Below are 6,750 nucleotides of genomic sequence, written 5' to 3'. Positions count from 1 at the left end.
CTCTAATCCTTCGTAAACACTGCTATAATAAGTGTTTGCGTGGGGTCTGTTTACCTAGTAAGTGTCGAACTCGGGTATTAATTATGCTTCAGTTTCTAAACTTCGAGTCTAACTTGACATTGCTGAGTAGGTCTGCTATTATATTAGTGGATTTCTATTTGGTAATTACAATCAGGAAGGGAGCACTAAATTAATAATGATAGATAGATATACTTTGCCTGAAATGAAGGAAATTTGGAGTGAAAAGAATAAGTTTAATAAATGGTTGGAGATTGAGATAGCGGTCTGTGTAGCCTTAGCAGAAACGGGAGAGATTCCGTCGGCTGCTGTAGCTGAGATTGAGGAGCAGGCTGCTTTTAGCGTGGATAGAATTAAGGAGATAGAGCAGGAGACAAAGCATGATGTATTAGCTTTTTTGACAGCAGTAGCCGAAAGCTTAGGTGAAGAGTCTAAGTATATTCATTTGGGCTTAACTTCTTCTGATATTAAGGATACGGCTCGTTCTTTACAGTTAAAGGAGGCGGCTGAGCTAATTATTAAGGACTTAGAGGAAGTGATTGAACTTTTAGCTGAGCAAGCGTTAAAGTATAAAAAACAGGTTATGGTGGGCCGTACTCACGGGATTCACGCTGAACCTGTCACCTGGGGTTTGAAGTTAGCTAACTGGTATGCTGAGATGCAGCGTAATTTAGAAAGAATGAAAGTAGCTAAAGAAAGAATTAGCTACGGTAAGATCTCTGGAGCGGTGGGTACCTTTGCTAATATCAGTCCTGAAGTTGAAGAGCTAACTTGTGAACGACTGGGTTTGAAGCCAGCTCCTATTTCATCGCAGATCTTGCAGAGAGATAGACACGCAGAATACATATCTACCTTAGCTATTATTGCTAGTTCCTTAGATAAGTTTGCTACTGAGATTAGAAACTTGCAGCGAACCGATATTTTGGAAGTGGAAGAGTCCTTTCAAAAAGGTCAAAAGGGTTCTTCAGCTATGCCTCATAAGAAGAATCCGATTAGTTGTGAACGAATTTCTGGTTTAGCTCGAGTGGTACGGGGAAATGTAAGTCCAGCCTTGCAGAATCAACCTCTCTGGCATGAAAGAGATTTAACTCATTCTTCGGTGGAAAGAGTTATTTTCCCCGATAGTAGTATTTTAATAGATTACATGTTGACTAAGTTTAAACAGGTATTAGCTAACTTGGTAGTTAAAGAGGATAATATGGCTGCTAATTTAGAAGAAACTAAGGGCTTAATCTTTTCTCAAAAGGTGATGCTAGAATTAATTGAAAAAGGATTATTGAGAGATGAAGCCTATGAACTGGTACAAAAAACTGCTATGGAAACCTGGGAGGGAGAGCAGTCCTTTCAGGATTATTTATTGGCTGATCAGGATATTTTAGAGCATTTAAGTAAAGAAGAAATTAATAGAATTTTTGATTATGAGTATCACTTTCAAAATATAGATCAGATTTTTGTTCGGTTGGGTTTAGAATAGATTAATATTAGAAAACGGAGGTTTTAGTAATGGCAACTGTAGTGGTGGTAGGCTCACAATGGGGAGATGAAGGTAAAGGTAAGATCACCGATATGATCTCTAAAAAGGCCGATCTAGTAGTTAGGTATCAAGGAGGAAATAATGCGGGTCATACGGTGGTAGTGGGAGAGCGAGAGTTCAAGCTACACTTAATTCCTTCAGGAATTCTCTATCCCGATGTGAGCTGTGTAATAGCCAATGGAGTAGTAGTTGATCCAGCTGTATTAAAAGAGGAGATGGATTATTTATTAGATAGAGGAGTAGAGATTAAAGATTTTCATATTAGTAATCAGGCTCACGTAATTATGCCTTACCATAGAGTTTTAGACCAAGCTGAGGAAGCTAGAAAGAACGACGGTAAGATTGGAACTACTGGTAAGGGAATTGGCCCGGTTTATATGGATAAAATCGGTCGTTTTGGAATTAGAATGGGTGATTTATTGGACAAGGAATTGTTAAGAGAAAAATTGGAATCTATTTTGAGTTTGAAAAATATGATTTTAGATAAGGTATATGGAGCGGAAACCTTTGATATAGATGAATTGTGGACTGAGTATCTGGAATACGGTCAAAAATTAGCCCCTTTTATCACCGATACTTCCTACTTAGTTAATGAAGCTCTTGCTAAAGGTAAGAATGTACTCTTTGAAGGAGCTCAGGGGACTTTATTGGATATTGACCACGGAACTTATCCCTATGTAACTTCTTCAAATCCTACGGCGGGAGGAGTTTGTACTGGAGTAGGAGTAGGGCCTACTAAAATTGATAGTGTACTAGGAGTAGTGAAGGCCTATACAACTCGAGTAGGTGAGGGCCCTTTTCCAACTGAGCTGACAGGAGAGCAAGGAGAATGGTTAAGAGAAAAAGGGGGAGAGTTTGGGACTACTACTGGCCGGCCTCGACGCTGTGGTTGGTTTGATGCTACCATAGTTAAGTATGCGCGCCGAATTAATGGCTTAACTAGTATTGCTGTTACTAAGCTGGATGTTTTAGACGGAATGGAAAAGATTAAGATGTGTACTAGCTATAAGTATCAAGGAGAGGTATTAACTGAGTTTCCCGTTAATCAGCAGGTTTTAGCTGAATGCGAGCCTATTTATGAAGAGTTTGCTGGTTGGGAAGAAAATACTTCTCAAATTAGGGAGTATGAAAATTTACCGGAGAATGCTAAGCTGTATTTAGATAGATTAAGTGAATTAGTAGACTGTAAGGTTTCTATTCTTTCCGTAGGGCCTAAAAGATCTGAAACAATGGTCTTAGATAAGTTTATAGAATAGGAATGTAGTTATATAGTAATTCAGGAGAATAATTTTCTTAATAATAAAAGGGACTCGGTATTTACCGAGTCCCTTTAGTAATTTAATTATTTTTTGAGGATTTCTTTAGCTTTATCGTCTAAAGCTTCTGTCATATAAGGGATGCCAGTTTCGGCTTCCGTTTCTCTATTGGCAGACATTAAATCGGAGCGTTCGATCTGACTTAGGTTGAACTTTCTAGCTCCGGCCATAAACTGTTGCAGGCCAGCCTTTAACTTATCGGTTAAAGTATAGATTGCTACTGCTCCTAGCGGGATATTTTCCATTTCTGCTTCACCGATCTGCTCTGCTACATCGTGCCAACCAGCAAAGATTCCTTCTGCTGTTTTGCCAAACTTCTTCACAGTTTTAGGTAGTTTATCCCAATTACCGTTAACCTGTTCTTTATTTTCAGGTCGTAAGACTCCTTCAATATTAGAACCTAAGAAACCAGCTACCATTGGCGCTCGGCCCATACAGACTAATTTAGTGTAAGGTGCTCCTAAAGCTAAAGCTTTAAAGATATGATCTTCGCGAGCTAAGCCCCCTCCAAAGGATAGATCTGGTACTTCAATTCCTTGCTCAGCTAGGATATCGGCGTATTCAACAGCCTTAGAGTGCAATACTAAAGAAGGCACTCCCCAGTGTTCCATCATATTCCAAGGACTCATTCCAGTACCTCCGCCAGCACCATCAATAGTTAGTAGATCTAGTTCAGTATCAGCAGCGAAACGGAGGGCCATTGCTAAGCCTTTCATACCGTAAGCACCGGTTTTAAGAGAAATCTTCTTACAACCTAAGCTGCGCAGATACTCTACTGATTCCATAAAGTCCTCTCTTAAGGCTTCAGTACTAGCAGCTTCAGTACCTCCTAAACGACTGTGACGGGCAAAACTTTTGATAGCGCCTGATTTAAAGGCTTTTTGATTTCTTTCTAAAGTAGGATCAGGATCTACTACATAACCTCTATTAGCTAGAAACTTAGCGTATTCTAGACTAGTAACTTGGATTTCTCCACCAATACTTTTAGCTCCTTGCCCCCATTTTAACTCAATAATTACATCTTCGTCGTAGTTATCAAGGATATATTCAGCTACTCCATTTCTGGTATCTTCTACATTTAACTGTATAAAAATTGCCCCATAATCATCAGCATAACGTTTATAGATTTCAATTCTACGATCTAATTCTGGAGCATCAACTACTTTTCCATTTTCTAAAGTAGCTTCTCTATCTATTCCTACTACATTTTCTCCAATTACTATTGGAAAGCCTGATAGAGCAGCCCCCACAGCAAAGGAGTTCCAATATTTTTGAGCAATAGTAGTAGAACCTAAAGCTCCAGTCATCAATGGTATTTTAGATTTTATTTTACTTTTATTTCCAAATTCAGTTTCAGTAACTACATTAGGAAATATACAGTCATCTGCATTGTCGCTAAGTCCTTCAGCTAATCCTTCAGCATCATGAGCATAACCGTTAACTCTTAAGGAGTGATAACCAACTCCTTGAGGAGCTATATTTCTACTCCCTGAAGTTATATCTCCAAAGTCGCGGGGATAAAGCATCTTTCTTCCTTTTAGAGCTGACATCCAGGTTTCACATCTACCTCTACAGTCAGACTGACAAAGGGTACATAGTCCGGATTCACAAGGGTTACCTCGATTAACTGTTCCTAAAGCATCGTTTCTTTTTGGCCAATTCAACATATTTTTATTCTCCTCCTTAGTATTAATAAAAAAGATCTTTCACATATATTATTCTATTTCAATGAATAAATTTCCTGCTTGAAATATTAAAAATTTTTTTATTATAAGATATGTTTTCACAATGTGAATAAACAAGACTTGATGTATTTTTTTATTTAAGTAGTAATTAGGTTTTAAACTAATGAGACGCAGACTAAGTTTTAAGATCTGACTAAAATTTGATAAGAAGATAAAAGATAATTAAAGGTATTATCAGAACTTAGTCAGAACTTGGTTAGAAACTAGTCTGCGTCAAAAGATTTTAACTTTATTTTTAGCTTGACATCCTCCCCATATAAAAGACAAGCCAATTGAAAACTATATAAATCTTAACCTCCTAAAGTAATATCCTGCTTAGAATACCAATCTAGGGCAGCGTAAAAGTGTTCAGCTTTAAAGCTAGGCCAGTATTCATCTACTATATAAAAGTCTGAATAAACAGATTGGGCAGGTAAAAAACCACTAAGTCTTCTTCTCTTACCCCAACGAATTATTAGGTCAATACGAGAGATATCTTTTGATTTTAAGGAATTGATTAAAGCTTTTTTAGAACTTTTTTCACTTTGGCGAAGACTACCTAAGTCCCAATGCCAACCATAATTAACTAGGAAATTCACTTTCATACCGCCTTGACCGAAGGTTTTTCTGGTAGTATAAGGTAGTAATTCATCGGGAAATTTAGGAGATTCGGTATTACCTACTACTAATAAAGAAGCATCTTCTTGGGCTAACATTTTAACAGCATCTATACAGGCCTGAGTGAAGGCTTCGGTTTGCACATTGCGTCTTTTAGTATTATCCATAGTAAAACCGTAATAGGTTAACTCTTTAACCCCTACTTTTTGACAGAGTTTAAATAGTTCCAGTCCAGGTTTTAAGCCATAAGAATAACCGTCCTCTTTGTTTAAGCCTTGACTTTGGGCCCATCTTCTATTTCCATCGGGGATAACTCCTATATGTTCTGGAATTTGCATTGCTATGCTCCTTTCGGTAATTTATTATATCCTTTCAAAGGATATTAATCTTATTATTGCTATTATCTAGTTGAATTATTATCAAATAGTTTTTCTTTTTAAAAGTAGCTTAATTATAATGATAGTTTTAATAAGATTAAAGTATAAGTGTTATAATATTTGAAAAGGATTTGTTGAAGAGGGTGATAAGATGTCTTCTAAAAAGTTACTAATAGTTTTAATTATTATTTCCAGTTTATTTCAAATGACGGGCTGCGAAAGAGAGCCGGAAGAAACTCCTGATAATCAAAGTAGCTTGCCGACTTCTTTGTTAAGAGTAAATGGTAGTAAAGAAGAGATAGTTGCAAAGCTAGAAGAAATTGATTCTATGATTGAAGAAATTGAGAAGAGTGAAGAAAAGGAGTTTGAAGAGGGAGAGGCTCAAGAAGAGGGAGCTGAAGAAAGAGAGGTTGAAGAGGAGGGAGCTGAAGAAAGAGAGGTTGAAGAGGAGGGAGCTGAAGAAGAGGAGAAAAAAGAAAAGGTTAATAGAATACAGGAACTATGGGCTGAACTTGAGGAAGAAGTTAAAGAATTACATCAAAACTGGAATCAGTATGAGAGTGAAGAGTCTGTAGAGCAATTAAGATTAGCTAGACTGGAAGAGGAGCTTAATAGCTTAACGGAAGCTATTGCTGAAGAGCAGTTGATACCTGCTTTATTAACAATAAATCAGTTTGATTTAGAGATAGCGGAGTTATATTATAGTCATAACTTTGAAATTGAAGGAAGGTTTAAAAAACTGAGGGCCCATATTAGAAAAATAATTTATCAACATCGCTTAGTTGATAGCAGCAAGGATGAACTTAGTGAATTAGAAATGAATGATAAATTATTAGCTTTAATTTCAAAATTAGAAAATGACCTGATAAATGGTGAAAGAATAGAACAGAAAATTATAGAATTGCGGAAAGCTATTAAAGACTTGGCTGAAGCTGTTAGTCAGCAAAGGACAGAGGTAATTGAAGTAAAAGCGGAGCTGGCTTTAGCTAGAGTTAATGAATTAGAAGAACTGCATGAAGGAGATTAGATTTAATTTTGATTATAATTCATCTAGATAGTTTTTTGCTAATTACTCTGAGAAAGTTAGCAGGGCAATCGCATGAATAAATTTTATTTTAAAACTCAATCTTATTTCTTATACTCAGTTTGAATTTAAAAAATGC

Annotated in this window: 5 protein-coding genes; 3 read left to right on the top strand and 2 right to left on the bottom strand. The window is 36.8% G+C overall.

Translation table 11 applies throughout. The features are described from left to right. The first annotated feature begins 196 nt into the window (after positions 1-196). Positions 197-1,492, top strand: coding sequence for an adenylosuccinate lyase (gene purB / locus MWH30_RS13170; RefSeq protein WP_248664557.1), 1,296 nt, complete (start codon positions 197-199; stop codon positions 1,490-1,492). Positions 1,493-1,521: 29 nt separating this feature from the next. Then, on the top strand, positions 1,522-2,808 hold the full coding sequence (locus MWH30_RS13165) for an adenylosuccinate synthase (protein WP_248664556.1): 1,287 nt from the start codon (positions 1,522-1,524) through the stop codon (positions 2,806-2,808). An 86-nt stretch (positions 2,809-2,894) separates the two neighbouring features. On the opposite strand, the gene MWH30_RS13160 is transcribed toward MWH30_RS13165, so the two are convergent. Continuing rightward, positions 2,895-4,535, bottom strand: a complete 1,641-nt coding sequence (locus MWH30_RS13160; RefSeq protein WP_248664555.1) for a glutamate synthase-related protein — start codon at positions 4,533-4,535, stop codon at positions 2,895-2,897. 368 nt (positions 4,536-4,903) lie between these two features. Further along, positions 4,904-5,548, bottom strand: coding sequence for an undecaprenyl diphosphate synthase family protein (locus MWH30_RS13155; RefSeq protein ID WP_248664554.1), 645 nt, complete (start codon positions 5,546-5,548; stop codon positions 4,904-4,906). 190 nt (positions 5,549-5,738) lie between these two features. Between MWH30_RS13155 and MWH30_RS13150 the strand changes: the two genes are divergently transcribed. Further along, positions 5,739-6,614 (top strand): hypothetical protein, encoded by an 876-nt coding sequence (locus MWH30_RS13150; protein ID WP_248664553.1) that lies wholly within the window; start codon positions 5,739-5,741, stop codon positions 6,612-6,614. Positions 6,615-6,750 lie beyond the last annotated feature (136 nt).

Origin of the sequence: Fuchsiella alkaliacetigena (genome assembly GCF_023227765.1) — a bacterium.
Lineage (GTDB): Bacteria > Bacillota > Halanaerobiia > Halobacteroidales > Acetohalobiaceae > Fuchsiella > Fuchsiella alkaliacetigena.
The sequence above is the reverse complement of the archived record's forward strand: the minus strand, read 5'-3'. Positions and strand labels throughout refer to the sequence as shown.